Genomic DNA, 25,776 nt, shown 5'->3' on the forward strand with positions numbered 1-25,776 from the left:
AGGCGTCAGCGGTTCTGTACGCGTTTACAGGGAAGGTTACGCCTCCAGAACCTCGTGCATGTCGAGCAGCATCTTGACTCGATCGTCCCACCCGTTAAAAGGCTCGTCGCGATACAGATGGTCCACGTAAGCGTCGATCGCCGAATGTGCCTTGCGCAGTTCGGGCGGCATGAGCACGTCATCGTAAAGCGTGGCTAGGGAGTCGTTACGGTAGAGCTCACGAGCATCCAACACAGCTTGGCCAAGCCTTTCGAGGTCGGCAGTCTGATCCGGCGTTGTCTTCGGAAAAACGAAGTTGTTGTAGACCACGTCTTTTGAATAGCGGTACCGCCCCTCAAGCCGCCCACCGACAAGGCGCATCCAGTCCATATGCATCTCACTGGTCAAAATAGCGAAAAGAGAAAGGCTCGCATCCTGGACAGCCACACAAGCATCAGTGCAGACGTTGCCCTCCTCAAGAAAGCCCATGGGAATGTAGCGACGGGACTCGCTCGAGTGACGTGGGATCAACAGGAACCTGTGATCGGGTGATTGAGTGACCTGCGCGAAAAGATGCGGGATGGAGGCGAGTGCGGGACGTGATGACTTCGCCCGAATAATCTGTGTCTCTGCTACGCGTTCGTAGACCAAGGGGAGCGCCTTCAGCTCGGTAGGGCTGATGCCAACGAGCCACAGGCAGTACCTGGGTTGGCGTTGGATTAGCGCGTTCGCATCCCAACAGGGTTTCATCCACTTCTCCGCGGCAGGCTCTTTCTCTAAAAACTCGTCGCGCTGTGCCGCTGTGAAAAGTAGTCGTCCGCCGTCGGCCGCCATGTTCCCAAACGACATGCTTAGCTGACCGGATATTTGCGTCTGGCGGTTTGAAACGACGTACTCATCACCTTCAACCAAGTATGGGTTGATGGAGTCAACAAGTTGCAAAACCGGCTCGCCCTTGACGTCTGGGTAGTCGAAGATTTGCTTCTGTGGGCGTGACTTGCGCGCGAAGCCGATGATCACGCAGTAGACATGAGCCTGCCCTGACGCCCCGTTTGACCATCTGAACGTGCGGTGTGCGAAATTGATGTGCACGCCGGTACTGAAGAGTTTTGGCCAGAAGATTGATGGCTGCTCGCCCTGGCTTATCGAATTTGTGGAGACAAACGCGACCTCGATAGCCGGGTTCTTCTCGAGAAATCTGTCCGCTAAGAGATACCAGGCGGTGACGTAGTCGAGGAAGCCGGCCTGTTTGAGACCCTTCGCTATAGTGCGGACCTCGGCCTTTTGGCTCTTTTCCATAGTCCTAGAGCCATTGAAAGGTGGGTTGCCCATGATGTAGTCAATCTGGGCTGGATCGAACATATCGACCCACGACTGGGTGAGGGCGTTTGACCAGTGGATGTCGCCACCGTCAGAGAGGGGGAGCCGCGTGTAGTGCATTCCCAGCTGGGCGCTTGCTTCACGATTCATTTGGTGGTCGGTCAGCCACAGTGCCGTGCGGGCGATGAGAGCAGGGAACTCTTCAATTTCCATCCCGTGGAACTGTTCGACACGGACTCTCAATAATTCACGAACGTCGACCAGCGTGGTGCCCTCCGACATTGCTGCCACCACACGGTGCTCCAGTCGCCGCAGCTCACGGTAGGCGATGACGAGGAAGTTTCCGCAGCCACAAGCCGGGTCAAGGAAGTTCAAAGTTGCGATCTTCTCGTGGAATTCCTTTAGTCGCGCAAGTCGGCGGTCGCGTACGCGGGCGTCTTCGGGCTTCTCCTGCATTGTTCTGACGCGGCGGCGCGCCAATGGTTCGAATTCCGCGTACAGGTCATCGAGGAAGAGAGGCTTGATGACCCGCAGAATGTTTTCCTCGCTCGTATAGTGAGCGCCGACGTCGTGGCGTTTCTTGTCATCCATGACGCCTTGGAACATTGCTCCAAATATCGCCGGCGACACCTTGGACCAGTCGGGCTTGCTGGCTTGGAGAAGAGTAAGCCGCAAGGTGGCATCAAAGTCGGCGGCAACGGTTGTTTCGGCAAACAGGCCCCCATTGATGTAGGGGAAAGCGGCGATGTCTTCGTCCAGCATCGAGGAACGCTCGTGCAGCGGGGTGTTTAGTACCTCAAACAGCTTGTTGAGACGTGGGCCTAGATCGGTACCGTCGTCGTGCGTCCGGTTGCGGACAAAATTCTTGAACTGGTTGGCCTCGAAGATGTTTGAGTCTTCTGCGAAGAGGCAGAAAACCAGGCGAACCAGCAATATTTCGAGTTTGTGACCAACGTAACCTGCGTTGGCCAAGACGTTGTGCAGGGCTGCCATGCGTTCGGCCGCCTCGCGGTTGACCGGGTTCTGCTCCTCGTACTTTTGGGGGGCCTCGTCAATCAGGATGCCGAAGTGTCGAACGTGCTTGTGGAGGTCGGCAAGAGCGAAACTCGTCACCTCACGGGTTGAAAGATCCAGGATCTGGAAGGTCTGAAAGTCGCAGGCGACGATGGCTTCGGGTAGGTCATAATCGACAAGACCATCGAGGTACCCGAGCGCCTGCCCTTGGGCGCTTCCAAGGTCGCGCCCGGCGCTCTTCTGTTCGATCAGCAGTTTGCCCGGAAGGAACATGTCGATGAAGCCGTACTTCTTGCCGGCGAGTTTCACCGCATATTCAAAGTAGCCTCCCGCCCGCTTCCGGTTAACTCCGAAAACCTCTAGAAGTTCAGTCCAGAATGTTTGGGACTCGCCTTTCTCGTAGCTGGCATCAGCCCAATCAATAGCAAATTTTTCCGCCCGAGCGGTTATCTCGTTCCATGAGTTACGCACGCAGCGAGTCTAGGGAACCTTAAGCTCGCCCGAGAGAAGAACTTGCTATTTGTGGCCGAATGGGCGCTCAACCCGGACGTGGCAATGGGCGGGAGTATCCTCGAGAAATCCGGAACCATCACGTGCTAATCCTTCAACCGAATGGTGTGGGATGTTGACAAAGCTGGTTCGCTTCCGTGAGAAATGAGTAGAAGTCAGCGGTCGCATCGGCGTTATACGAAACAAAATCCTCGAGGCCGTAGGCCTCCATCCCGAAGTAGTCCTAGCCTAGTCCTGCAGCCTGTTCGATCGGATCTGGGTAACCGCTGCTAAGAGTACCGACGGCTTGAGCTTCGGCTACGTCGATGGGATACACCACACCGTCGAGCACCAACCAGCCCGTCCTGCGTGCGGTATCGCGAGCAAACGCCCCATCTCCCCCATAGACCAAAGAGACAATGACCCCAGCGCCTTTTGGATTTTTCGACGCGGCGAGGTCGTCCCGTTGCATCAGTTCGAAAATTCTATTCGTTCTGCTTTCACCCTCGCCGTAAACCGGCACTTCCGATTGATCTTTGCTGGCAAACATCATCATGTCTTCAGCGGCGACCATTTCAGGAGAATCGACACAAGGCGTAGCAGTCTCAGCCCTCGGTCGCGCGGTGGGTGGGGTTGCGCAACCATTGAGAACCATCGCACATACAACCGAGGTAATGAAAGTGATTACACCCTTCATTGCAAAAGTTTAGCAATTCTCCTGGGGAGCAAGAAGTGCTTGAAAAAATATGAGCTGAGGGGGTGGCCAAAGCCACCCCCTAGATGTTCTTGCTACTCCGTCTTCCGACGCTGGAGCGTATCCAGGATCGTGATTGATACCTCACCCTCGATCTTCAGCGTCGACAGAAGTTGGAAACCCATGTCTCCATACATCCCGAGCTCAAGCGCCCGTCCTGCGAGCTGCTCGGACTTTCTTCCCACGCTCACGCGGGTGGAAAGTGTGGTGCTGACAGTCACTAGAGCGAAAGTCTCTTCTTGTGAGTTAGCCATTGTGCCTCTCTCTATTGGGTTATCAGATTCGCGGTGCCGATTTGGCACGCAGAGCAATAGAGAGTGGAGGAGGCGAAGTGCCCTCCGTGAGCGGTTGCTAAGCGGGGGAACGCAGTGGAGGAGTCTGCAAATAGCGAACGCAGGGTCGCAGCCGAGGGAGCGAACTATGGTCGTAGAGACAAATTGGTGTCGCGAATCTACCCACCAGGTGAAGGGGCAATGGGGGTACCCTCATGTGCATGTGCGGACGGTTTGCTCTAGATGACAAAGTCAATGCTCTGATCGAGGAATACGTCGCCGCCGGCGGCGACTACCGTCAATGGGCAGGGTCCTGGAACATCAAACCCACCACTCAAATTCCGATCCTCTTCGAGGATGAGGAACACGGGCACCGCGCCGAGCTTGCCCGGTGGTCCTTGGTCGCTCCGTGGGCGAAAGATCTCTCCCAGAAGTTCCCCACGTTCAACGCACGCTCTGAGAACATCACCGAGAAAGCCACATGGAAGAACCCAGTGAAGACGAAGCGGGCAATCGTGCCCGCGACCGGCTACTTCGAATGGGTCACCGAGGGCAAGACGAAGACACTGAACTACATCTACGACCCGGCCGGCGAGCTGCTCGGATTCGCGGGGCTTTACTCGTGGTGGAAAGACCCTTCGAAGGAAGAGGATGAGGCGTGGTTGCTTTCAACCACGATCCTCACAATGGCGACAGTTCCGGAGCTGGCGCATCTGCATGATCGAAACCCGGTGACACTCCCCCGCGATTTCTGGGACGAATGGACGGCGCCCACGACAGTGGGCGATCAAACTTTGGTCGATGCCGCTGTCGCGGCGGCAATTCCTATCGCAAGCGCGCTCACTTCCCATCAGGTCACGCCGCTGAGTGGAAACAGCCAGCGCCTCATTGAGCGAATGTCCTGACCCATCAGAACCTCATGATTCTGCTGCCCGTCGCTAATAGCCGATAAAGCCCGCAGGTTATCCCCAAACTGGATGATTCAATCAGCACAGCCCGGGCACTAATTAGGCTGCATAGATGGGAACGGTCATCGGACTAAACGGCAAGCCTGTTCACCCGTTGATGCCCACCATCCGGGCAGCATTGCTGGCCGATGGCTCTGCCTCGCAGCGGCTCGAAGGATTGACTGTCTCAGTCGATGAGTGGCGGCGGGTAGTGCGCGTCGTGGCCCGCGAGCTTGATCGACCTGTGCGGACTTTCGTTTCAGCAGGTGCGGTCCATGCCGTTCTTCGTGATTGGCCGGCCGATGGTCATGAGATGGAACTTCACGATCAGGCGATGAAAGAGGCTGTCGAGGCCAGTGCGCTGATAATCGAGATGACCTCCCCCATCGCAAGATGCCCATCGTGCGGGCGCGAACGTGTGTGGCGACCAGGCGATCGCTTCGAGAAATCCGGAACCATCACTTGCCCGCACTGCGGGCTAGTTGAACTGCAGCCTGGTCCTCGCTAAAAACGAGGAGCATCGACTACATGACTGCCCGCCAGTTCAGTGCCGAACTCTGCGTGCGATTAGATACCCATGCCGTCGTGTGTGGTTTTGAAAATGTGCTGCTCCATTCCGCGCACTCGGGAGCGGGCACGGGCGGCGTGAAGGTCAGTAACGGTCTTAGGTCCTCGCGCACGAAGCTGATCTTCGATCGCCGCCGGCAGCTGCACACGCTGCTCCAGCTTCTTCTTCAACTCGTCAACGCTGCGGATCTCGCCGTAGCCATCGCCTATGACAGTAGTGGCATCGTTCGTTGAGTCAATCTGAGCAAAGTAGCTGGCAACCGAAGGATCGAAACCCACGGCCCAGGATTGCCCTTGTTCATCTGCAAATACGTACCGAGACATGGCTCTCTCCACTTCGTTGTCATCTAAGCGCGCGACACCGCGCATACGTGTGGGGGCCTTAATCGGAAGCTGTGGATAGTTAGTCGGCGGCCGCGCCTATGGTGATGTCGTGGGCAGCAGCAGGCGCTACGCGCGCCAGATCGATGAGCGAATGGACGCGAGCATCATGGCGCGAATAATGGCATCGAGCGTCCCGGACTCATTGAACGACGAAGAGCTGGAATTGAGTCGTTTCGACCTGACTCGCACACGAAACCCACGCCCCGTCTGGGCATGGGTCCGATACTCCGACGGAGCCCTCCGGGTGGAAGCGGACGCAGTGGCATGGACAGAGCGAGCGGTGGCCATTCAATGGAACTCCATCAGCGGAGAACCACACCGCGCCTGGGTATGGGGCTCCGCAGTGGAATCGCGTTAACGCCTTCTCAGCGTAAAGTGCCGGCTGCTACGCGGGCACTTGCTGCCTACTGGCAGCTGTCGCACTGCGAACCTTCGATCGGATCGACGGGTGCGAAGTATTCGTCGACGTCAGGTTCTGGCTTCTTATTTATGGCGATCTCTTTGGGTTTGTCGCCTGTTGGCTGAAGACGCCCAACAGTTCGAATCCGCTGACAGTGCAACGCACCGTGGCCAAAGTTTGCGCAGCAAAGTTTTCCGCGAAAGGAGCTGTGGTGCGGGCGTCCGAGCTGCGTCTCTTCGTGACCAATGGCTACTACCCAAGATCAAGCACAAGAAGGTCTAACGACGCTCGCTGATAACGAGCAATTGGTGAGCCGAAGGCTCCTGTCTGAAAGCAACTTCGTTGTCTGTTTTCGCTAGGTGAGTGTAAGCACGATTCCTCTCTTCGCAAGTGCTTTCGCGGCATATCCTCGCGGAACTCCGGTATTCCACGGTCACTGGCGAATTCACACCGTCGCGCCCTTTCGCACTTTGTGTCGAAAAAGACATGGGAAGGGATAAAGAAAATGCAAAGAGAAACAGAGAACGTAGGCGAGTACCAAGTGCCCGTCGACCCGATGGATGACTTGAACTGTGAGGCCTGCGAGTAATGGCTACCGCTATACGAGAAAAACTGGATGAGCTCTACTTCTTCACGCCGGCTGAAACAGCCGAGCTCCTTGAACTGACAGTCGAGGATTTGCTGAAGATGCGGGCTGCGGGCACGGGCCCTCGGTTCGTCGCTCTCACCACTCGAACCGTGCGCTACTTCACCTCATCCTGTCGAGCTAGATCTCTTTTGCCCGAAGGCAAGAAAAGGGATAAATCTGAGGAGGGTGGCTCACTATGAGTGTCAACTCGCTGTCACCTTCCATGGGGACCACGTCGTGTGTGCTCGATGACGACACCATCGCTCGGATTGCCCTGGCCTGTGCAGGGGTCAGCGGGGATCCTACTGTGGCTATCGGAATCAACATCCTCGGGGGTCCCGTTGCGTTCGTTGCGGCGGTTCACGATGGACGAGATCGCCCCGTTGCCTTGTCGCATCTCGTGCGTCAGCGGATTCGCGCACTTGCATCAGCAAAGCGTGTGGCGGATGTGCTGCGCTCGATGAGCCGCAACGGAGGGCACGTGTTAACACCGAGAGATGTTCAGTGGCCGAGCCAGTTGAGCGCACTCCGGCGCAGTGCGCCTCTAGTGCTCTTTGCCCAGGGCGACATGGCGGTCCTTGAACTCCCGGCAGTTGCGATCACGGGAACCGCTGACCCAACTGCCGGAGCAATCCACATGACAATCGAGTTGGCCACCGGTCTTGCCGACCGGCGATGGGTTATTGCTTCAGGAATGACCCAGGGTGTCGACCAGCTGTCATTAAGTGCCGCCGCCGCAATGCGAGGAAGAACGATCACCGTCGCTGCGGAGGGGCTCCTCGGCACTGAGGTTGTGGATGGTTCGGTGCGAATCAGTGAATCGCCACCTACGAACGCGGTCACGGTTCGAGGGCAGCACCGAGCCAAGCAACTGCTGGCCGCAATAGCGACCAAAACAATAGTCGTAGAAGCCGGCAAATCCTCCGGCGCGCTTCGCACTGCAGAGGCAGCTATTTCGATGAACCGTCCCGTTGGTACCGTGGCGCAAACAAGTATGAGCAAAACTGCGGCGGGAAGCATCGACCTGCATCTGCGTCACAGCATGGTGCGAATCGCTTCCGTCAAGGATGCCGACAGGCTCCGGTGATTAAGTCTTCGCACCTACTCACCTGCATCAGGTTTTTCGGTGACGGCGCGTTGAGGGGAGGGCGCTGACGCGGGCTGATTGAACTACGTCCCGGGGCGCAGTGAAAATCAGCACGGTGTCACTGGTGAGTGCGCGATGAGTGGTCTCAGCGATGGAGAACCTCACCAGGCCTTGAGTATCGAGTACTGGTCAGATACTGGCGCGGCGGGCAGTCCCCTGAAGGCTGCCCGCCGGTCACCAAGGATGGATACGTCGTCCCAGTTATTTACGCAGGTCATGACGTCATTGACTTGCGGATCGAGTCCTCGTCGTCGCCGGCCGCGATGCCAATCTGGGCGAGGAGCAAGTCAATCGCGACCCTTATGAGGGAGTTCTCAGTGATCCGCGCTCCCTGGCTTTTCTTGGCCCTATTGAGGCGTCTCGCCTCGACCGTGAGTTGGTTCTGTTGGTCTTCCCGGATCCTTGTCTCTTTCCGCACGTAGCGTAGATAAGTCGGTGTAGGAGCATCAGATGTTGGCCGCGTGCGCTCGTTGCTTTCCTTCAGTACCGTTTTCTTTCGAGTCGAAGATCGAACCGGGTCAACCGCGATCCGCGGGCGCCCGGGGGCCGCGACTTCGATTCGGGACGCATCCGGTAGAGGTAGTGTGAACGGTCCCTTATCTCCGACGTTGCCGAGCAACTTGCCAAGATTGGCCCGAGCCATTAGTTGCTCGAAGTTGCGGCGTTGGCCCAGATCGACATCAGCTCTAGTGCTACAGCACGGTAGTCGTCGATCGACTTCGCCGTTTGCTTGAACTCAGGATATTGGGTGACTACTTTGCCTTCGATCGGTGCGTCAGCATGGATCTTGTAGCGGCGAATGGCACGTCCGAACCTAGGCAGCCCAAGTTCGTCCACAAGGCGCTCGGCGTCTTCCAGCTGCCCTGGCACTCTCATGTCGATCTTACTGAGCAAGACACGGAAGGGCGTCGAGTTTGGCTCGATGAAGGTCCGCACGGTTCGCATCATTGGCGGGATGCACAAGGCTTCCGGCTCTGTAGGGACGATCGCAAAATCTGCGACGGAGAGAACCGAGGACAGGATGTCGCTGTCAGTTAGATTGCCCGGGGTATCGACGAAGACCACGTCGTAAGGCAGGTCTCTCATTCGCGCCAACGTTGCCGGGTCGGTGTCGTCAGCGAAGTCGAACGGTAGCCCGTCTCCCGCGGTCGAGGCCCACCAGGTCGTCGATTGCTGGGGGTCAACATCCACGACCAGGACACGGGAGTTTTCCGCGGCGATCGCCGCGAGATTCATAGTCGTGGTGGTCTTACCCGCTCCGCCCTTCTGGTTGGTTATGGCCACGATCCTCATGAGCGCACCGTCCTTGGTAGTCCCAAAGTTACGGACCTCGAAGGTTCGTGTGTTCGTGAGTCTGTAAGTTCGGATGTTCGTGAGTCTGTAAGTCCGGATGTTCGGATGTTCGGGGCACGAGCGCAGGTCGGTGCGGCGAGGCAGTGACTGTCGGACTTCGCGAGTCCGACAGTGTCGAAGTTCGTAAGTCCGAAACTCCGAAAGTCACGAACTTCATCGCCTGCGCGTACTGGTTCTGTTTTGTTCATTTCTGGTCTCTTCCTGTTAAGGGGGCCTAGTTTTGGCCCCCTGACTGACAACTTTTCGGTCCCCTTAGAGGACTAGAAAGTTGCCCTCTGTGGGTACCAATCCGTGGTCCCCTGGCCGCCGATGAACGGCAGGCCATTCGGATCGTTTGTCTGTCGCCGTGCTGTCTGCGGTCGTGCACTGTCGAGCATCAATTCGTACTCGGAGGTCAGCCCCCTGCCGCCAGCCCGCAGTCGCTTGATCGCGCCGCTCTCGACGAGTTCGTGGACTGCACGCTTTACGGCCCTGTGTGCCGCAGCGCTGCCATTCTCAGGGGCTAGAAACCCCAAGGCAACGGCCGACATCTCTCGGCCCCCGAAGTACCTCCGCGGCTCCTGAGCGTCGCGCTTTTCGTCCCAACATTCCAGCGCCATGTGGAGAAGCAAGCGAGTAGCCGTGTTGCCGAGCCTCAACCGAGCAGCCACGAGGATCGCACTCTTGGCGGCATAGAGTCCCATCATGTCCATGACAATGCTCGATAGTTGATGCTTTCTTTGGTCACGCGACCACTCGCGGAGCGGTGCAGCTTTGGGCGCTGGATTCAAGCCACGCCATGATCTCAGATCTCTTGTAGAGGACAGTTCGCTCCGTTGGCTTGTAGAAGCGTGGGCCGCGTCCACGAGTCCTCATTTGAGCCAATGCAGCTATCGACATACCCGTGATCTCGCCAACTGTGGCGGGACGAATGAATTCATCTTCCATGATGTGCTCCTCATTTTGACAACGTCAGTGTGTTAGCGTTGTTGATATGACGGTACACACGAATAGTAATTTTGACAACGACAAGACCTGTAATCTGTCGAAATGGCTGATTTCAGATCGGAACGCACGCTGGGCGCTCGAATTCAGGCAGCGCGAAAGGCTCGGGGGTTTCGCACCACACTCGATCTTGCCAACGCAATCGACGGTGGGAACGTTTCTGAGTCGATCATCGAAAACATCGAAGCTGGCCGAAAAGCAAGCATCGATGTCAGCCAGTTGCTCAATATCGCGATGGCCCTCGGGATCGCACCCAGCTACCTGCTTGCACCACTCGGACGCCCTTGGGAAGGCATCGATCTTCCAAACCTAAGCCGAGCATTCGAAGGGATGAGCAGCGTTGAGTTTGACTCCTGGTTCTCGAACGTGCCTGAGAGCGGTTTCCAGCCGCAATCCATAAGCGGACGCAACGCAAGCTCAGAACTGCAGGCCTTGCGGGAATGGGCGTCTCTCACCCGTGAGGTGGCTCGACTTGAGGTCGCTCGTGAACTTGAGGTTGCGGCCGAAGGCGGCCTTGCCGCGCGGACTGAAGCTCGCTTGACTTTCGCGCGCGATGAAAAGAAACGACTTGAGTCTTATCTCGGCACTGCCGGGTGGGAACTGTAGAACGGCGAAGCTCTCTCCACGGAGGCCTTCGGGCCGCAGATGGAGAAGAGAATGGGAACGGTAGAGCCTTACGAGACATCAGGTGGCCGACGGTATCGGGTTCGATACAGGAAGCCAGACCGAAGCCAAACAGACAAACGTGGCTTCAAGACGAAACGGTCTGCTGAGGAGTACCTCGCGACGATCGAGGTATCGAAACTTCGTGGTGAATGGATGGATCCGACCAAGTCCAAGGTCACTGTCGGGGAGTGGGCGCGGCCCTGGTACCTCGCGCATAGCGAACTCAAGCCAACGACACTATTCGGATACGACCAAGCACTGAGGAAACACGTGCTTCCTCGCTGGGCGAAAACCCGGCTGAATGACGTCTCCCACAGCGACGTCCAGAGCTGGGTGACCTCGCTATCCGCTACGCACGGCGGTTCATCAGTGAAACAGACCTATTTAGTCTTAGCTGGCATCTTTAAATTTGCCGCTCGAGACGGTCTCGTGGTTAGAAACCCATGCGAAGGGATCCGGCTTCCTCGAATCCTGAAAAAGGAACGTGGCTACTTATCGCATGAGCAAGTCGCCAAACTTGCGAAGTCGGCTGGGGACCAAGGTGACGTGGTTTTGTTGCTCGCGTATACAGGAATCCGTTGGGGGGAACTCGCTGCCTTAAAGGTTGAGCGAGTAGACCCGGTAAAACGCCGGATCAATATTGTAGAAGCCATCACCGAGCCAAACGGCACCATTGTCTGGGGCACGCCAAAATCACATGCGCGGCGGTCAGTTCCATTCCCCGAATTTCTCGACACAGTGATCGCGCGTCACATGAGTGGTAAACACAGGAGCGATCTAATGTTCACTGCGCCCAAGGGCGGCGTGCTTAGAAACTCGCAATTTCGGAAGCGTAGGTTCGATCGCGCAGTTGCTGAGCTCACGGCCGCTGATCCGCAGTTTCCCCGTGTAACGCCACATGACTTGCGGCACACCGCCGCGAGCTTGGCCGTTTCGGCCGGAGCACACGTCAAATCTTTGCAGCGAATGCTCGGACATGCGTCTGCGGCGATGACTCTCGACGTCTACGCAGATCTCTTCGATGATGACCTGGACGCGGTTGCAGCCGCTTTGAATGACAGGGCAGTGTCCTCAAGTGTGGGTGAAATGTGGGCAAAAGTAAGTATTGAGAATTCGGAACCAAGAAAGAAAGAAAAGCCATAGAAACAAAAAACCCCCGCTGACCGGGGGTTTTCATGTTTCTAACAACTGATTTTGACTGGTGCGCCCGGAGGGATTTGAACCCCCGGCCTATTGATCCGTAGTCAATTGCTCTATCCGCTGAGCTACGGGCGCAGACCATTGGCTTTCGCCAACCAGAAAACTATACCAGCGGTTAGGGCCCCCCACTGACGCTTTCGCCAGAGTGATTCGAGCATCCAGCCCTAAATCGCACCCCGTGGTGCCTGAATCAGATCATCATGATGAATCTGAGCCACGTTGGGGTGCGCCCGCATGCGATAGCGGAGAGCATTGTCTCCATACGTTTCGAGGATGGGGCTATTCGTTGGGTCAAGCGAAACACCCCGAGCCTCGGCCGCGAGCGCCGGCGGCAACGCCAACTGAGGCATCACCGTGTCGAGCGCCGGGTTGAAGAAGAACGGAATCGAGATGCGGTCATCGCCAATGAGGGGCGAGATCACACGGTGCAGCGTCGCCTTGAGGTAGCCCTGGGTGGCGAGCTCAAGCATCTCCCCAATGTTGACGACGAACGCGCCCGGCATGGGTGGGACATCCACCCACTCGCCGTTGTAGTCAACCTGCAGGCCCCCCTTGCCGGGCTCCACCATCAGCAGCGTCAACACACCACCATCGCGGTGGGCACCAACACCCTGCTTCGGCTCCAGGTTTGACTCCCCCGGGTACCGCACAATCTTCATGACAGGGAATGGTTTATCGGCGAAAGCGTGATCAAACGAGTCCTCAGGAGCACCCAGTGACTGAGCCCACGCCCGCAACAAGCGCAGCGAGACAGCGCTGAGTTTGTCGTTCCACTCGTTCACCAAACTACGAAGCTGAGGCACAGCATCCGGCCAGAGGTTAGGGCCCTCAAGTCGCCAGTAGTCGGCGACGCCATAGCCCACGTCGATCAATGGACGCTCTGGCCCCACATCGATCTGCTCACGCCAATCCGTCTTACCCTCGGTCAGTTCGCCACCAACCCGGGTGTAGCCACGAAACTGCGGGCTGTTGACGTTTTCGACCGCAAGCTTTTCATCTTCGGGCAGGGCAAAGAACTCGCGGGATGCCGCAAGCAGATCATCCATCAACGCCTCGTCAACGCCGTGCCCCACCAAATAGAAGAACCCCACGTCGTGGGTCGCACACAGCAGATCGTCACGAAACTTGGCTGCCGATTCGGGGCCGCCATCAAGAAGCGAGAGATCAATTATGGGGAGTGCGGAATCATTCATTTAACGATATTTACACGCGCGGATGGGGAACTTTGCTTTGTTACGCTCACAGCGCTAACGAGGCTGAGAGCCCCCTCACAGTTCGGAAAATTATGCTCCGACTGCGGCGCGTTCGGGAATAACGTGCGGGTGAGTTTGGGCCATATGCTCGATGACGCGCACCACTTGGCTGGTATACCCGAACTCGTTGTCGTACCAGACGTAGAGCACCAGATTCTTGCCCGAGCTGATCGTGGCAAGACCATCAACGATGCCGGCACGGTGCGACCCGATGAAGTCGCTCGACACCACCTCCGGTGAATCGATGAAGTCAATCTGCTGTTGCAGGGTCGAATCAAGCGAGAGCCCCCGCAGGTAACGGTTCACCTCTTCTCGCGTCGTCTCGGTCGCGAGGTTGAGGTTCAGAATTGCCATCGACACGTTGGGGGTGGGTACCCGGATGGCGCTGCCGGTCAGCAGGCCCGCAAGTTCGGGAACAGCTTTAGCCACTGCTTTCGCGGCCCCCGTTTCGGTAATGACCATGTTCATCGGTGCTGAGCGGCCACGACGGTCACCGGAGTGAAAGTTGTCGGTGAGGTTCTGGTCGTTGGTGTACGAATGCACCGTCTCAACATGCCCGTGCTCGATGCCATACATGTCGTTGATGGCTTTCAGTACCGGCGAGATGGCATTGGTCGTGCACGAGGCGGCAGACAGGATCGTGTCGGAATCTGAAATGGTGTCGTGGTTGAGCCCGTAAACAATGTTCTTGATGCCGCCCTTGCCGGGGGCAGTGAGGAGAACGCGCTTCACTCCCTGCGATTTGAGGTGCTGATTGAGGCCCTCCTCGTCACGCCAGCGGCCGGTGTTGTCGACGACGATGGCATCCGAAATTCCGTATTCGGTGTAGTCGATCGTGGCGGGGTCGTTGGAGTAGATCACCTGGATGAGGGTGCCGTTGGCAAGGATTGTGTTCGCATCAGTGTCGACCGAAATGGTTCCCTCGAATGGACCGTGCACACTGTCACGACGCAACAGGCTGGCGCGCTTGATGAGGTCATTGTCTGATCCGCGACGCACCACGATGGCACGCAAGCGCAGGCCTTCACCGTTGCCTGCGTGCGCGATAAGGATGCGGGCAAGCAGTCGACCGATACGTCCAAAACCGTAGAGCACCACGTCCGCTCCTGTTGGTTTGGTTTCGGTGCCGTTCTTGAGCACCGGTGCGAGCTCTGCGGCCAGGAACTCGCTGAGGGTGCCGCCAACTTCGCGAAAACGATTCACCAGCTTCGCCAGATCAATGGATGCTGGATTCAGCGGCATCGCTGACAGCGCCAGCATGACCGGCATGGTCTCTTCGATTGGCAGTTCGCTCTCGGTGAGCTGACGTGCAAATCGGTGTGCTTTGAGCACTCCGACGGGTGACTGGTTGATGAGGCGGCGGCCATGAATTGAGGTCACGACCCCGTGGTTGCGATACAGCCCACCGATAAGGGGGATCATTGCCTCTGCCAGTTCTTGGCGGGCATTCCACCGGTCAAATTCGTCGCTGTGTTGGCGTTGCATCAGGTTCCTTCCGACTGCAGTGTCACGGGGGCGTGCGAGTGCGTTTGTGGCGCGGGGCCCTCGCCTATTGTTCCAGACAGGTACACGCTAAGCACAAGTAAGGTCCTGCAGTTCGGGTAACACTTTAGAGATCGCCAAAGGCAGCGATTCTTAAGGTGCAAGTCAGGCCTTCATTCCCGAGTGCTTGCGTTTAGTCACCAAAGCCAAGCCGGCGATCACATGAGATTCGCCATCGCTGCGCCGCACCGCGGGGTGACGAAGGTGCCAAGTCGTGGCCGCGCAGCCCTCGGCGCGAAAGAGTAGTGACCTGCGCGATACTACTGTGTTCGATCGTCGGCGCTGGTGTCGGTCAGCATTATCGGTGATGGATGAGGCGCTACCGCACTGGCGGCAGCGCCCCACAATCACCTAGTTGAGCAGGCCTTTTTCCATAAGCCAGTCCTCTGCTGCGGTCCTGGCCTGAGCCTTCTCCGATCCTTCGACGCGATCGCGCAGCGCGATCAGGTCTTCGGTGGTGAGAGCTGCTGAAACCTCATCGAGAACTTTGGCGAGTTTCTCGCTGTAGATGTCCGAGTTGAGCAACGGAACCACGTTCTGCGCCGCAATCAGATTTTCGGGGTCTTCCAACACGAGGAGCTTCTTCGCCACCAAATCAGGAGAGGTCGTGAAGATGTCAGCGACCTGCACTGCGTTGTCGACGAGCGCCTTGACGGTGTCTGGGCCGCCGAAGTCTTCGATCGGCACAAACGTCACATCGGTGATGCCGTAAACGGACTTCAGACCGGGGATGCCGTACGGAAGTTCGGCGATCTGCGGGCTGGCACCCAGAGCGAATGGTTCAATTTTCTTCAGATCGCCAATGGAAACAAGGCCCTCTTTTTCTGCCAACTCCTGGGTGACGACGTACGCGTCCTTGTCCTCGGCGGGAGATGACGTGAGAACGCGGAAACCCTCGGGCACCGTGGTCTCGAGTTCGGCATCCACCTCGGCGGTGCTGCGGGCGGTGTTCTCGGTGTCATAGAAGAACAGCAGGTTGCCGTTGTACTCCGGCATGAGGCTGATCGATCCGTCTTCGAGGGCCGGAATCGTGGTCTGTCGTGGTCCAAGATTGAATTTTGTTTCCACTTCGTAGCCCGCGTTTTCGAGGGCGAGCGCATAGATGTTGCCGAGGATCTCGCTCTCCGGGAATGCGAAGGAGCCGACGACAATCTTCGTGCCATCCCCGGAGTCCTCCGAGGAAGCACCGGTGGGGTCGGAGGTAGCGCACCCGGCAAGGGCAACCATCGCTCCGGCCGCGACTACCGCAATGGCAACCCGTGGCCCTCTACTATTTGCTGTGAACATGAGATTTCCCTTCATCGGCGGTTGTTGCCGCCACCGCAGCCGATCCGAATGACCGGCGGCGGACGTGTGCTCTTCGTGGGCGGGACTCGGAGGAGCCGCGTCTGGTGGTCAGTCGTTGCAGGAGCGCGAAAATCCCGTCAACCACGAGCGCAAGCACCGTGACGAGAATGGCACCGCCCAGGATGCGCTCATTGTCATTGAGCCCGATGCCGCTCGAAATGATCGTTCCGAGACCACCCAGCGAAATGTAGGAGGCGATCACGGCGGTGGCAATCACCTGCAGCGCGGATGCTCGGATCCCACCGATAATCAGGGGGAGCGAGAGCGGAATCTCGACCTGCAGGAGCACCTGCAGTTCGGTCATGCCCATCGCGCGTCCGGCATCCACCGTCTGACTGTCGACGGATTCGATGCCGGCATACGCGCCGGCCAGAATCGATGGAATCGCCAAAATGACCAGGGCAATGATCGAGGCGATGAACGCCGCCCGCGTGAAGGGCACTGTGGCGCCGACGATAACGAAGAGAGCCATGAGCAGACCCAGTGTCGGCAGTGCACGCATCGCCCCGGTGAACCCGATGACGAACTGACGGCCGCGGCCGGTGTGCCCAATATAGAAACCGAGCGGTAGCGCGATGATCGCCGCAATCACTACCGCCACGACGGTGTACAACAGGTGCTCGCCGATGCGAGCCTGAATCGGTAGGGGGCTCAGCGCTCCAGCGATGTAGTTCGCAGGATCGAGCAGCCAGCGGAAGGCATCGAGAAAGAATTGCACGGCTAAACCACCCGCTCTGCAGCAACAATGCTGCGGTGCGGAGTGCGGCCCTTGCGCCGATTCCACGGCATGAGAACCCGGCCGAGAAGAACAAGCAGCACGTCGAAGACGAGGGCGATGACGAGGCTCGCCGCAATGCCGATAAGAATCTCATCAAGGAAGCCGCGCTGCTTGCCATTCGTGAACAGATACCCGAGATTCGCTGAACCAATGATGGCTCCCACCGAGACCAGTGCGATCGTACTCGCCGAGACCACGCGAAGACCCGCGAGCAGCACGGGGCCAGCGAGCGGAAACTCCACCAGCCAGAATCGAGTCCACGGGGAGTACCCCATGGCCGTGGCGGCCTCGATCGCATCCGCCGGCACCGCCGCTAGGGCGTCTGCGGCAGTCCGAACCATCATCGCAATTGCATAAATAGTGAGCGCTACAACGATGTTGCGATCATCGGTGATTTTCGTCCCGAGTATGTACGGCAGGATCACGAACAAGGGAAGGGACGGGATCGTATACAGGAGGCTACCGCCGGCGATGACCACCGACCGCACAGCGAGCCACCGGTTAGCAATCCAACCCAGGGGCACGGCGATCGCGAAGCCGAGAATAATCGGAATGATGCTGAGGGCAACGTGATTGCCGGTTAGCCTCGCGATCAGGCCAAAGTTATCGATGAGCCAGCTCATCGAATGCCCCTCATTGGTCAGCCCCAAGAATTCCCGCGGGTCGGCCTTCGCCGTCGACGATCAGGGTCGCGCTGTCCCCTTCGCGATGCTGCAGATGCAGCGTGCGCTTACCCTTGTCAGCACCGATGAAAGTCGAGACAAAGTCGTCCACTGGGTTTGACAGAATCTCGGCCGGAGTTCCCACCTGCGCAATCACGCCGCCGGTGCGAAGAATCACGACCTGGTCGGCGATCGCGAAGGCCTCATCGATGTCGTGGGTTACGAACACCGTCGTCTTGCCGAGCTCACGCTGCAGACGGTTGAGTTCGACTTGAAGTTCTGCCCGAACGATGGGGTCGACGGCGCCGAACGGCTCATCCATCAGAAGAATGTCTGGATCGCTAGCGAGAGCCCGTGCAACGCCAACGCGCTGCTGCTGTCCGCCAGAGAGCTGGTCGGGGTACCGCTCTGCCAAGGATCGATCGAGCCCAACGGTGTCGAGCAAGGTGAGTGCGTCATGACGCGCTGTGCGTTTTGACACCCCGTTCAGCCGGGGTACTGAAGCAATATTGTCAACGACCCGGCGGTGCGGAAGGAGCCCCGTAGCCTGAAGAACGTAGCCTATCTGTCGGCGAAGTAAGACCGGGTTGAGACCAGAAATATCTTTGCCAGCTATCAGTATCGTGCCGGAAGTCGGGTCGATCATGCGATTAATCATGCGGAGCAGTGTTGTTTTGCCTGAGCCGGATGACCCGACGAACACTGTTGCTTTGTGCGAAGGGAGCACGAGGGAGAAGTCTTCGACAGCAAGAGTGCCCTCGGGAAACCGTTTGGTCACGTTCTGGAATTCGATCATGGCAGGCGACTCACTCCTCGTAGATCTGGCGAATCGGCCTGTGCCGAACGCGAATCGGCCTGTGCCGAACGCTTCACATCACCAGTCTATTCGTTGCGTCTGAAAGCCGCCGGCGACCGGCGGCGAAGACCAGCCCCGGGTGCGGGTGCGGGGTCTGGCTGCTAGCGGATTGTCTCATCGCGCATCACCGACATCAACACCGCGTCATTCAGGTTCAGGTAGAGCTGACTTTCGGTGACCGAGAGCGTGATGGTGTTGCGGCGCCCAAGGGCGACGACGGCACCGTCGATGAATCCGGAGTCGAAGCTGCGCAGAACGATTTCCTCGGCCTGATGGATCTTCTTGCCATCCCACGCCGCCGCCACTTTCGTCGGGTCGCGGTGCGTGTACACGACGACCCGGTCTGCCAATTTGCTGCCGTGGTGCAAGCGGGCAGCGTCAGGGGCGCCCACCTCGATCCACACAGTCACGGCGCCGGTGAGATCACGCACAAGAACCGCGGGTTCATCCGTCGACGAAACCCCTTCGCTGAACGCGATGCCGTCCTGGTATTCGAGGCAGTACGCCAGCAAACGGGTCACCATGTACGCGTCGGTTTCTGATGGATGCCGTGCCACGCGAAGCGTGAAGTCGTCGTAGACACCGCGATCCACATCAGCCAGTTGGACCGCGAAAGTGTGGATTGTTGCGCCTGCTGCCATAGCGTTCGAGCCTAGCCTGTGGTTGAGCGCGGGGTGGGGTTCGCGGGAGGCCCCACGACGCCAAGAAGAAAGGGGGAATCGGTGTCAATCTGAGTAAGCGCACCGATCCTCTCGATTGCTTCCCCAACGGTGTAGCTCTTCACGTGGCTCCCTGGCGACGGGCGAAACCGCGCTTCCTGAACACAAGAAAACCCTCGACGGATCGAGGGTTTTCGAAGCGGTGTCAGTGACGCGCGGTTGGAATAACTCGGTATGGCAGCACATTGCGAAACTCTTAGACGATCTAACATAGCGATCCGTCATTGTCTAAGTTGAGTTTATTTCGTATAATGTGCGCTATAAGCAAAATCACTCGGAGATTCAAAGAAATGACTAAGAGGGCATCAGATACACCACAAAAGCCACTAGCAAGAGAGCACGCTCAGTATGGGCAATTCACCGTGATCTCGATCATTGTCCCACTACTCGGACTTATTCTTGGGGTCATCTTTCTGTCTCGGAAAGACCCGCTCGATCGAAAACTCGGTGAGCACAGTCTCGCCACTTCGCTTGTCTTTGGAATCGTTTGGACTGTTGTCGTCGGGGTCATCAGCCCTTTCCGTGCGCTCTACAACACGTCGATTAGTGCGCCCGCGCCAATCACTACAGTGACAGCACCTCCGGCTCCGACTAACCCACAGACAACGCTGGGTTCATCATTAACGCTGGACGGGTCTCAAGTCACTATCCAGAAAGTGATTGATCCCATCACAACGCAGATTGCAGCTTCCGATGCGAGCACCAGGTTTATAGCGGTTCAGCTCCAGATAACAAACGGAACTGCCGCTACTTTGACAGGTAACGCCAACATCAACGTCACAGTCATGCGATCCGACAACCAGTCGGCGGAGATTGGTTTCAATGTTGCCGACGAATGTACGAACTTCAATTCAGGGCAGTACACGCTTTCCCCAGGTTCGAGCGCAACCGGGTGCGTTTTGTTTGAGATTCCCAATGGCCTGACTGCGGCGAAGATTCAGTACAACTTCAATGGTGGATACAGCGGACAAACGGGAGAGTGGCTGGTTAAGTAGTTTCTTAGCTATTCCGGCCGACCATCCGCCCGCTATTCGAACCGGGTGCCTGAAGGACCCTGCGATGACCGCGTACTTCTGGGCAGAAGTGCCCCAATCGGGATGGGACTCTATACAGTTCCTACCTGATATATCTACATCCGTAGGGTCACTCTCGAAACTTTCGATGTTGTGTTTTTCACGTGCAACTGAGCTGGAGCAGCTAGGCAATCCCACTCTGTTATGAGTGTGGCCTTGGGTGTGATGATCGCTGGACGCCCCGAACTATTGCGCAGAAAAATCCCGTTGACTTTCGAGAGCATTTGGGACACTTTAGGCGCTAGATGAGAGAGATTATTACTACACAAGAATGGACGACATCCACCAAGACCGTTACGAAGACAGTCGCCAGACCACACATGCGCAGCAATCAAGGCAACACGGATCGTTTACTGGATTGGTCGTCAGTACTTTCGATCATTCAGATCCTCCTTATCCTCATTCAGATCTCATTAGGAATTTGGCTTTAGCGTCATGTTGGTCTGACCAGGGATGCAAAAACTACATCGTTGACGTTCGCGGTGATTCCATCGCGTTTGACCCTGTTAATGCTTGCCGTTCGTTTTGTGCTACCCCCTGAGTTTCCGATCGGTCTATCGACTCCTCCTCGCATCGGAGGTACAGTCCAGAGGCCCCAAATACTGGCGACGCGAGCCACCACTAACCGCGCACGCGTCAACGCCCACCCTGGCAACGTGGCTATACGAAACGCTCCTTCATGGCTTCAAGCTTGGTTCTATGCTATTGATTGGTCGACATACATATAAGTAGCGTTGCACTCAACCATGCGAAGGAAGGGCTTTACATTTGCTACAAAACATGGTACAAATAAGGCAGCGTTACAGATTCTCGGTTGCAGGCGTTTCGAGCCTCCCGGGTGGGCAAACTGGCGCCACAGTTTCACAGCCCAAGCCGATATCACTTAATGTCGCCAAGCGCGAAAAGGAACCCTCGCAATGTCTGCGGAGAACCCCAAGAACTCATTTATCAACCCCAATCTGCAGAGTGTCATCCCGCCCGAGCAGGGTGGTGGCCGCGTGAGCCCTACGCCCTCTGAGCTCGACAATCAGCCAGAGAAGAAGAAGTCCCGCAAGGCGCTTTACGCCGTGGTCGGGTCTGTCGCTGGTGCAGCGGTCGTTGCAGCTTCTATCCTCGGCATCGAAGCAGCCAATAACCAGCCCGACAAGCGTCCCGTCGCAACCGCTCCCGCTGAACCGTCAGAGACACCCGAAGCAACCCCGACGAATACCGCTGAGGTCTTGACGGTGCAATTGTTGGAGATCCCGGCGACGCTGACACCCGAGCAGGTCGGTACGACGCTGATCCAGGATCGCCTGTCGGCCTGGTATATGACTGGCGCCAACGACCAGACCTACGAGGAACGGCTGGCATATAACCCGAGTGGCAAGACAATATCTGAGGTTACTTCAGATTTTGTCGACCAAAAGGCAGCTGGTTACGGCGTAATCTTCGCTGAAGCCTTGTTCATCCCTGATTACCAAGCTGATGAGAAGCTTAATGCTCAAGCGACAGGCTGGCAAAAGCAAAATGCCACCGGTCTGGCGCACTACCTCTCTACTCACAGCGAGGCCAATGTGTACACATCATCGATGACTGTCGAATCAACGGCCATCATCTCACAGACCGAAGATAGCCTCGCCCTGAAGATCAACGGCACTGAGTATAATAACGCTGCCCAAAACAGCACCGGTACTTCTGACCCAGGTGCGGTAGATATCAACGGCAATCGCTTCGAGGTCGCCGTGACGTTGCAATTGATCGATGGTACCTACAAGATTGCTCAGATCGGAATCTCTAACCTAGGCCGATAGAGCCGGACCGCTCTTCTCAAGACGTGGTGCATATGCTTAAATAGGCCCAGGTTATGACGCATTCTCGTTTTTTATACCAATTGTTTCATCGAGCTTTACGAGTACTCGTAAAGGCAAGCCCTCACAGGGCTTGCCTTTCTTTGTTTAGTGGCGTGTCGCGACGACGCTTGTCACTCTTCGCCGTGACCGGTGTCATAGTTTTGTCTGCCATTGCCTCGATTGGTGCCTCGTTTCTCCCAACAACTTCGGTATATGCCGCGACCACTCAGGCTGAGTGTGAGTCCACTGGGGGTACGTGGAGCATGGTGGCCAGCGGTCGCGGTGGACAAAACGAAACGGGTGTCTGTACGCCAGGACAACAGACGCTCGCACCGGGCGATTCGGCCAGGTCCTTCGCGTACTACAAGGCGCTGCGGCATTGTATGGACACTGGGTCCTACGCCAGCAGCGGCTACTTCACCCTGCTGTGGGTTACAGAAACATATATGACTCAGTCCAAAGCCGTGAGCTTTGAATGGTTCGCTCCTAAAGCGGCCCCCAACGCGGTCATCGTTGACAACGCCGTTACCGTGGGCGTCATCAACGAGGCCGAGGATGGTGTCGAAAATTGTGGTGGGCCAGGCGGCAAGGCCTGGATCGCAGCCGCTGCCAACCTGTGGGGATATACCAGCGGGCCGCAGCTGCTGTGCGATCTCGGCTTCAAACGAGAGGTGAAAGGCTCAACCTGCACAGCGACACCGTCTGGTGCCGACAACAGATTCTTTGCGCCGGATAATGCAACCAGTAGACTCGATAATTTTTATAAAAGAACACTGGGCAACGACAGCCTTGGTATCGACAGCATCGCTGTCGGTGGAAAATACCGCTTGTACTATGACAGTTTTATCGCCACTTGCTTGCCTAGCTCTGTCAGCTACACCATCCAGACATTTGCTGCGGGCTCCTCAGCACCAAGCGGCAAAAGCTACAAGGCGACGAGTGTCCAAGGCAAAGACGGCGGCACAAACGTACGGCTCTATCAAAACACAGATATCAGCTGTAAAGATCTGGCTGCAAAAATTGACAAGGCCAACGACCCCGCAGTCCTAGGCTACATTCAGTACCTCATAGACAATGCCGGTAACACAGAGGAGCTCGACGCTTCAGGGTGTAGCGCGGGAGCGGTAACCGATGCTGCCGGTAACCCGTGTACGCCGGGCGGCGCGAGCTCCTGCGCGATTGATGGCCTTGGCTGGCTCCTTTGCCCGATCCTGACGCTCGGCGCGGGTCTGGCAGATAGCGCCTACGGCTTCCTTGCCAACAGCTTCTTAGCTACCGATCCGAGCCTGGTCAATACTGATCCGAATGCCACCGTCACGACGAAGGATGCGAACGGAAACCCGGTTCAAACCAAGGTCGGCACCGGGACTTATACCGCATGGAAGATCATGCAGGGCATTGGCAACGTCGCGTTCATCATCGCGGTCCTGATCATCATCTTCTCGCAGCTGACCAGTGCCGGGATCTCAAACTACGGGGTAAAGAAGTTGTTGCCGCGGGTGATCGTGGCGGCCATCCTCGTGAACCTGTCGTTTCTCATCTGCCAGATCGCCGTTGACCTATCGAATATCCTCGGCTATTCATTGAAAGGTCTCCTTGAGGGGGTGGCACAGCAAGTCAAGGATGCAGGCGGTGGTGCGGCAGCGCCGACCGGGGATCAAAGCGGCAATCTACTTGGAATCACTACAGTTGTGCTCGCCGCTGGCAGTGCATCTTTGCTCAACGTTGGCGCCGTCATCGTTGCAGTAGTCGGAGCGATCATCGTGCTCTTGACGATCTTCGTGTTATTGATCGCCCGCAAAGTCCTGATCGTGCTGCTGATCGTCATTGCTCCGCTGGCGTTCGTGGCCTTCCTGTTGCCGAACACCGAGCCGTTGTTCCAAAAGTGGCTCAAGATGCTGACCTCGCTGCTGTTGCTCTACCCAGTCATCGGACTGCTGTATGGGGCATCAATCCTCGCATCCGCCGTGCTACTGCAAATCGCCGGCGGAGACACCGTACTCCAGATCGCCGCCTACATGGCACTGGTTCTCCCCCTGATCGCCGTCATTCCGCTACTGAAAGGCTCACTCAACGGCATTGGGAAACTTGGTGGAGCGATTAACTCCTTCGGCGCCAAAGCACAGGGTGTCGGTAAGGGTGCTGCACAGAAAGGGTTTGACCGGTCACGGTTGGGCCAGTTCGAGAAGTATCGTAAAGGTGCCGCTACTCGCCGACGCGCCCAGAGAATGGGCGGTGCCTCCCGCGGGTCCAATAAGAACCCGTTGAACTGGGCTCACAATGCAAGGGCAGCCGGTAACCGTGTCCTCAACAGTGCGAGTGGAAACTTTGGCAGTGAGCTGGGGGCTACCGGTGCGTCCCTCGCCGATGAGGAAACCGAACGCTCGGTCAAGAGCGCCACAGCGCTCATGACTCAGCAGCAACTTACGTCTGGTGAACTGCACAGCTTAGCCATGGGTAATGAAGTGCGGAGAAACGGCAAAGTACTCATGCAGAAACCAAACGAATCTATGCGGCAAGCTGCCGTACGCGAGAAGATGCGCTCCGGAACCACCCGCGAGGCAGAACAGATTCTTATCGGCTCGAAAGGTGCCAGCGACCGCGTCCGCCAGGAAATGGCGCGAGGTATTCACTCCAACGGCCATAACGCCAAAGCGGACTACCTCGGTGGTGATTTCGCCGATCGCGTGCTTCGCGGTGAAATCACCAGCGAAGCCGACATCGATGACGCAGCAGCCCGTCGACTCGACACCGGCCAGTTATCTTCCGAGAAAATGGTTAGCCAAGACGCTGACACTCTCGACCGCTTCGCCCGAGTTGGTAGCGACGCTAGTGCCGGTGTCCGTACTGACATCGCCCCAGCGCGACTAGCTGAAGTGGCAGCCCAGGCACTCGGAGTGTTAACTAACCCCCAACTCAACGGCAAGGTCAGCGGTCAGCAACACAACTTTATCAACACCATAACCACGCTGTGACCAACTAAGAAAGGAGGCACCCATGCCTAAAGCGAAATCAATGACGAAGACCCCAGCGGCGAAACGAACACCAACGAGAACAAAAAACGGCCGTGACAGCGTCACCCTCCCCGTGCAGTGGACGGCCACCGAGTATGTGCCACGGAAGCGCTGGTGGTGGTTTATCGGACTCGTCCTGGTAGCAGCCTGGTTCAGCTTGCTGATGATTGCCCTCCGAGAGTGGTCCGTGCTGGCCTTTATCGTTGCGGCGACCTTGACGATGTTGGTTACTTACGTACCGAGAGCTCGCGATCAAAAATGGACGCTGAAAATGACATCTCTTAGTGTCGATAAGACAACCGTTCAGCTTGAGAACTATCGAGCATTCACTATCGAAGAGCTACCCGGGACCAAAGCAATCGCACCGCGACCAAGCATTACACTGCTTCCGATGCGACGTCTTGGCTGGCCATTTTCTGTTTACCTACCGGCGTCTGAAGAAACGACAGCAGGCATCATCGAAGCGCTAGAGGTAGTACTGCCCTATAACGACGCAGTTAGCTATCAAACCAGTACCCGCATTCTGCAACGGCTAACCCGGTGGCTGCGCCTGGGGTAGCAGTGAACCGGGCGTCGCCGACAACCATTTTGTATTT

Annotated in this window: 23 protein-coding genes and 1 tRNA gene; 9 read left to right on the forward strand and 15 right to left on the reverse strand. The window is 57.2% G+C overall.

Annotated features, from left to right (window positions below; all coding sequences use genetic code 11):
* Positions 1 to 36: 36 nt before the first annotated feature.
* The 3 genes from FB472_RS05965 to FB472_RS05975 all read right to left on the reverse strand — a co-directional run bounded on the left by FB472_RS05965 (position 37) and on the right by FB472_RS05975 (position 3,810).
* The gene (locus tag FB472_RS05965) at positions 37 to 2,784 is read right to left on the reverse strand and encodes a DNA methyltransferase (RefSeq protein ID WP_141990129.1); all 2,748 of its coding nucleotides are present in this window, start codon (positions 2,782 to 2,784) and stop codon (positions 37 to 39) included.
* A gap of 262 nt (positions 2,785 to 3,046) precedes the next feature.
* Positions 3,047 to 3,376 (reverse strand): hypothetical protein, encoded by a 330-nt coding sequence (locus FB472_RS05970; protein WP_141990130.1) that lies wholly within the window; start codon positions 3,374 to 3,376, stop codon positions 3,047 to 3,049.
* Between the two features lie 215 nt (positions 3,377 to 3,591).
* On the reverse strand, positions 3,592 to 3,810 hold the full coding sequence (locus FB472_RS05975; protein ID WP_141990131.1) for a hypothetical protein: 219 nt from the start codon (positions 3,808 to 3,810) through the stop codon (positions 3,592 to 3,594).
* Positions 3,811 to 4,049: 239 nt separating this feature from the next.
* Here FB472_RS05975 and FB472_RS05980 point away from each other — a divergent pair, with 239 nt between their 5' ends.
* Both FB472_RS05980 and FB472_RS05985 read left to right on the forward strand, forming a co-directional pair.
* A complete protein-coding gene (locus FB472_RS05980; RefSeq protein WP_141990132.1) occupies positions 4,050 to 4,733 on the forward strand; it encodes an SOS response-associated peptidase in 684 nt (227 codons plus the stop codon).
* A 115-nt stretch (positions 4,734 to 4,848) separates the two neighbouring features.
* Complete coding sequence (locus FB472_RS05985; protein WP_141990133.1) at positions 4,849 to 5,283, forward strand: hydrogenase maturation nickel metallochaperone HypA; 435 nt, start codon at positions 4,849 to 4,851, stop codon at positions 5,281 to 5,283.
* Positions 5,284 to 5,342: 59 nt separating this feature from the next.
* On the opposite strand, the gene FB472_RS05990 is transcribed toward FB472_RS05985, so the two are convergent.
* Positions 5,343 to 5,666, reverse strand: a complete 324-nt coding sequence (locus FB472_RS05990) for a hypothetical protein (protein ID WP_141990134.1) — start codon at positions 5,664 to 5,666, stop codon at positions 5,343 to 5,345.
* Positions 5,667 to 7,061: 1,395 nt separating this feature from the next.
* On the opposite strand from FB472_RS05990, the gene FB472_RS06005 reads away from it, so the two are divergent.
* A complete protein-coding gene (locus FB472_RS06005) occupies positions 7,062 to 7,841 on the forward strand; it encodes a DNA-processing protein DprA (protein ID WP_170192030.1) in 780 nt (259 codons plus the stop codon).
* Positions 7,842 to 8,543: 702 nt separating this feature from the next.
* Here FB472_RS06005 and FB472_RS06015 read toward each other — a convergent pair.
* Positions 8,544 to 9,194 (reverse strand): ParA family protein, encoded by a 651-nt coding sequence (locus FB472_RS06015; RefSeq protein WP_141990137.1) that lies wholly within the window; start codon positions 9,192 to 9,194, stop codon positions 8,544 to 8,546.
* Between the two features lie 320 nt (positions 9,195 to 9,514).
* On the reverse strand, positions 9,515 to 9,946 hold the full coding sequence (locus tag FB472_RS06020) for a hypothetical protein (RefSeq protein ID WP_141990138.1): 432 nt from the start codon (positions 9,944 to 9,946) through the stop codon (positions 9,515 to 9,517).
* Positions 9,947 to 10,283: 337 nt separating this feature from the next.
* Between FB472_RS06020 and FB472_RS06030 the strand changes: the two genes are divergently transcribed.
* On the forward strand, positions 10,284 to 10,844 hold the full coding sequence (locus FB472_RS06030) for a helix-turn-helix domain-containing protein (protein WP_141990140.1): 561 nt from the start codon (positions 10,284 to 10,286) through the stop codon (positions 10,842 to 10,844).
* 213 nt (positions 10,845 to 11,057) lie between these two features.
* Positions 11,058 to 12,047 carry a tyrosine-type recombinase/integrase gene (locus FB472_RS06035; protein ID WP_246078107.1) on the forward strand — a complete coding sequence of 330 codons (990 nt, stop codon included), beginning with the start codon at positions 11,058 to 11,060 and terminating at the stop codon, positions 12,045 to 12,047.
* Between the two features lie 56 nt (positions 12,048 to 12,103).
* On the opposite strand, the gene FB472_RS06040 is transcribed toward FB472_RS06035, so the two are convergent.
* The 9 genes from FB472_RS06040 to FB472_RS14480 form a co-directional block, all read right to left on the reverse strand.
* Positions 12,104 to 12,179: transfer RNA gene (locus tag FB472_RS06040), tRNA-Arg, on the reverse strand.
* Positions 12,180 to 12,268: 89 nt separating this feature from the next.
* The gene (locus FB472_RS06045) at positions 12,269 to 13,297 is read right to left on the reverse strand and encodes an isopenicillin N synthase family dioxygenase (RefSeq protein ID WP_141990142.1); all 1,029 of its coding nucleotides are present in this window, start codon (positions 13,295 to 13,297) and stop codon (positions 12,269 to 12,271) included.
* A gap of 90 nt (positions 13,298 to 13,387) precedes the next feature.
* The gene (locus FB472_RS06050) at positions 13,388 to 14,842 is read right to left on the reverse strand and encodes a glyceraldehyde-3-phosphate dehydrogenase (protein ID WP_141990143.1); all 1,455 of its coding nucleotides are present in this window, start codon (positions 14,840 to 14,842) and stop codon (positions 13,388 to 13,390) included.
* Between the two features lie 408 nt (positions 14,843 to 15,250).
* Positions 15,251 to 16,186, reverse strand: coding sequence for an ABC transporter substrate-binding protein (locus FB472_RS06055; protein WP_170192031.1), 936 nt, complete (start codon positions 16,184 to 16,186; stop codon positions 15,251 to 15,253).
* A complete protein-coding gene (locus FB472_RS06060) occupies positions 16,170 to 16,964 on the reverse strand; it encodes an ABC transporter permease (protein ID WP_141990145.1) in 795 nt (264 codons plus the stop codon). The genes FB472_RS06055 and FB472_RS06060 overlap by 17 nt, the downstream gene beginning before the upstream one ends.
* Positions 16,965 to 16,966: 2 nt before the next feature.
* Complete coding sequence (locus FB472_RS06065) at positions 16,967 to 17,647, reverse strand: ABC transporter permease (RefSeq protein WP_141990146.1); 681 nt, start codon at positions 17,645 to 17,647, stop codon at positions 16,967 to 16,969.
* Between the two features lie 10 nt (positions 17,648 to 17,657).
* The gene (locus tag FB472_RS06070) at positions 17,658 to 18,482 is read right to left on the reverse strand and encodes an ABC transporter ATP-binding protein (RefSeq protein ID WP_141990147.1); all 825 of its coding nucleotides are present in this window, start codon (positions 18,480 to 18,482) and stop codon (positions 17,658 to 17,660) included.
* A gap of 161 nt (positions 18,483 to 18,643) precedes the next feature.
* The gene (locus FB472_RS06075; RefSeq protein ID WP_141990148.1) at positions 18,644 to 19,183 is read right to left on the reverse strand and encodes a YaeQ family protein; all 540 of its coding nucleotides are present in this window, start codon (positions 19,181 to 19,183) and stop codon (positions 18,644 to 18,646) included.
* Positions 19,184 to 19,194: 11 nt separating this feature from the next.
* Entirely contained in the window at positions 19,195 to 19,326 is a 132-nt protein-coding gene (locus FB472_RS14480; RefSeq protein WP_281283212.1) for a hypothetical protein, read from the reverse strand.
* Between the two features lie 225 nt (positions 19,327 to 19,551).
* Between FB472_RS14480 and FB472_RS14485 the strand changes: the two genes are divergently transcribed.
* The 4 genes from FB472_RS14485 (at position 19,552) to FB472_RS06095 (ending at position 25,739) form a co-directional block, all read left to right on the forward strand.
* On the forward strand, positions 19,552 to 20,256 hold the full coding sequence (locus tag FB472_RS14485) for a DUF4352 domain-containing protein (RefSeq protein ID WP_170192032.1): 705 nt from the start codon (positions 19,552 to 19,554) through the stop codon (positions 20,254 to 20,256).
* Positions 20,257 to 21,251: 995 nt separating this feature from the next.
* Complete coding sequence (locus FB472_RS06085) at positions 21,252 to 22,127, forward strand: hypothetical protein (RefSeq protein WP_141990150.1); 876 nt, start codon at positions 21,252 to 21,254, stop codon at positions 22,125 to 22,127.
* Between the two features lie 485 nt (positions 22,128 to 22,612).
* A complete protein-coding gene (locus tag FB472_RS14165) occupies positions 22,613 to 25,141 on the forward strand; it encodes a TrbL/VirB6 family protein (RefSeq protein ID WP_215730391.1) in 2,529 nt (842 codons plus the stop codon).
* A 22-nt stretch (positions 25,142 to 25,163) separates the two neighbouring features.
* Positions 25,164 to 25,739, forward strand: coding sequence for a hypothetical protein (locus FB472_RS06095; RefSeq protein ID WP_141990151.1), 576 nt, complete (start codon positions 25,164 to 25,166; stop codon positions 25,737 to 25,739).
* Positions 25,740 to 25,776 lie beyond the last annotated feature (37 nt).

Origin of the sequence: Rhodoglobus vestalii (assembly GCF_006788895.1) — a bacterium.
Taxonomy (GTDB): domain Bacteria; phylum Actinomycetota; class Actinomycetes; order Actinomycetales; family Microbacteriaceae; genus Rhodoglobus; species Rhodoglobus vestalii.